The sequence below is a fragment of the Dialister succinatiphilus YIT 11850 genome, assembly GCF_000242435.1.
GTDB lineage: Bacteria > Bacillota > Negativicutes > Veillonellales > Dialisteraceae > Dialister > Dialister succinatiphilus.
The window spans coordinates 4,511-6,629 of record NZ_JH591189.1 but is presented as its reverse complement, the minus strand read 5'-3'; the positions used below and the strand labels follow the sequence as shown (position 1 = coordinate 6,629).

Annotated in this window: 2 protein-coding genes and 1 pseudogene; 2 read left to right on the top strand and 1 reads right to left on the bottom strand. The window is 55.4% G+C overall.

Features of this window, described 5'->3' with window-relative positions:
- On the top strand, positions 1–390 hold a 390-nt coding region (locus HMPREF9453_RS12175), incomplete at its 5' end, for a hypothetical protein (RefSeq protein WP_008860241.1).
- A 28-nt stretch (positions 391–418) separates the two neighbouring features.
- Complete coding sequence (locus HMPREF9453_RS08985) at positions 419–1,798, top strand: DUF389 domain-containing protein (RefSeq protein ID WP_040380469.1); 1,380 nt, start codon at positions 419–421, stop codon at positions 1,796–1,798.
- 77 nt (positions 1,799–1,875) lie between these two features.
- Here HMPREF9453_RS08985 and HMPREF9453_RS12295 read toward each other — a convergent pair.
- Positions 1,876–2,119, bottom strand: a pseudogene (locus tag HMPREF9453_RS12295) (hypothetical protein); the annotation flags it as partial.

The window sequence follows — 2,119 nt, the reverse complement described above, 5'->3', positions numbered from 1 at the left end:
GGAGACTGGCCAGAGCTATACAGAAATACTGATAAAACCGAAGCCACGGAGATAGTAATTATCGACAGTCAAATGAATTACCGAGGAAAACTTGACACTTACCCCGATGGATGTGGGAATTTGCATTTAACCTGTAAATCTAATATAATAGAAAAAAATATTGGATTACAAGGCGGAGTCTGTTCACCGATAGGCTCCGTCTATTTCTTTATAGATGACTTCGAGCCAGTCTGCTACTTTGCCGACGGCAGGCGCGGCTACAGCCTCAAGTACATGCGCCGCGAGGAACTGCTGACCGATGTCCTGCGCCAGTACGAGCGCTATATCCGCATGATTACCAACAGCAAGCATAATCTGTACCTATTCGACAAGAAGAACGATGAGACGTAATCTCTCCTGTGAAAGGTGATGTGAGAAAATGATGTGGCGTGATCTATTCAATCTAAAGGGAGGCGCCGCCTCCATCAAAGAAATCAACCAGCGCATTCTTGCGGATGCGACGGTATCGGGGACGAATCTCATCGTCCTCGTCATGGCCATCATGATTGCCTGTGTCGGCCTGAACATGAACAGCGTCGCCGTCATCATCGGCGCCATGCTGATCTCCCCGCTCATGGGCGGGATCGTGGCCATCGGGTACGGCATGGCCACATACGATGTGCACTTCATCCGTCAGTCCATGATCAAGCTCGCCTTCCAGGTGGGATTCGCCATCCTGACGGCCTCCCTCTACTTCGCCATCTCGCCGCTGGCCTACTCGACGGACGAGCTTCTGGCACGCACCTCGCCTACCATCTGGGATGTCATCGTCGCCCTGTGCGGCGGCATTGCAGGGGCCGTCGGCAATACGCGTCAGGAAAAGAGCAATGTCATCCCCGGCGTAGCCATCGCTACCGCTCTGATGCCTCCGCTCTGCACAGCCGGATACGGGCTGGCATCTGGCCATTACCCCTTCTTCCTCGGCGCGATGTACCTCTTTTTCATCAATGCCTTCTTCATCGCACTCGCAGCCTTCCTCGTCTTCAAAGTCCTCGGCGTCCCATCGCATGGTGATGTCGCAGCCTCACAATTCCAGCGGCAGCGAATCATCCTGGCGGCTCTCGGCATCTTGATCACGGCGCCGAGCATCTATCTCGCCTATCAGATGGTCGAGGAGAATCTGCGCGACATGCAGGTTAAGAGCTTCATCAGCGAGGACATGGACTCCCAGACGACGAGTGTCGTCTCCTACACCGTAAAGGGCCACGTCCTCACCGTCGATCTCGTGGGCACGCTGCTGACCGAGAAAGAGATTGATGCCCTTCAGGACGAACTGCACGCGCGCAACAGGCTCCAAGACCTCGAGCTCGTCGTCATTCAGGGGCAGCGCGAACTCGACCGCGAGCAAATCCAGAACCTTATCAATGCGCGGCTCGAGAAGCAGAGCACTTCCGAAAAGGAAGTCTCCTACAAGAACCTCTCCACGCAGTATTACCCGGCCTACAAGCGCGCGAGCGCAGACCAGCAGACCATCGAGCTCCTCACCCAGCAGGCCCCCCTTCTCTTCCCCAAGGTCCTGTCCATCCAGGGCGGCACATTGACATCCGTAACGCCCCAGAAGGATCAGCCAAAAACAGAAAACAAAGTGGACCACAAGCGCTTCATGGTCGAAGTCATCGTCAAAGAGCCGCTCCGCCCAGAAGAAGCCGACCGCTTGCAGAAGTGGATTGCCGCACAGGTCGATATGCCTGTCCTCATGACCGTCCAGACTGCAGATCATCCCAGTGACTTCTACGGCGACGGCATCGCCTGGCCATAAAAAAACCTGCCTTCACCATCAAGGTGAGGGCAGGTTTTTTCTCTAGGCTCAAGCCGTCTGGCTCTTGGCGCGGCGGCTCATGCAGAAGCCGGTGAGGATGACGCCTGCGACGAGGACAGCCTAGATGGCAATGGCTGCCTGCCGACGGCGCTCGTGATCATCGTGCCGAGGATCTTGTCGTGGGCAATCATGGAGCCAGCCGTCCAGCCTAAATAGCGATTGAAGAAGATGGAATTGTACTCAAGAACAAGGAGAAAGGCGGCGTTTCGGAAGTGCACCGCCTCCAGGTATATGAGGGAGTCAGGAAAAATGGCAACAGGA

What these genes read in the sequence shown, in the direction of transcription:
- HMPREF9453_RS08985 (WP_040380469.1), top strand. Translation starts at nt 419, where the DNA reads ATGATGTGGCGTGATCTATTCAATCTAAAGGGAGGCGCCGCCTCCATC.